Consider the following 256-nt stretch of genomic DNA (forward strand, 5'->3'; position numbering starts at 1 on the left):
GTATTGGTGTATGCGGCAAAGATGGCCAAAGCGTACCGGTCAGCGTTGGTCAGCCAGCCTTGAAAATTGATGAAATCACCGTTGGTGGTACAAATTAAACATAGAGCCCGATAAATCATATCGGGCTTTTTTATCCCTTTAATTTAAGTGCGGTCAATTTTTCCATTATTTTTATTAATCGCTTTCTCAGGAATAATCATTGGGTTAAGTGAGCAATTCTGCATACGACATTTTCATATCAACACTTTTGTGATCC

1 pseudogene is annotated in these 256 nt (G+C 38.7%); it reads left to right on the forward strand.

The features are described from left to right. Positions 1 to 98 (forward strand): annotated as a pseudogene (locus ACTHS4_RS12175) (metallopeptidase TldD-related protein); the annotation flags it as partial. Between the last annotated feature and the right edge of the window lie 158 nt (positions 99 to 256).

This window comes from Neisseria sp. P0014.S009 (assembly GCF_051958155.1).
GTDB lineage: Bacteria > Pseudomonadota > Gammaproteobacteria > Burkholderiales > Neisseriaceae > Neisseria > Neisseria flavescens_C.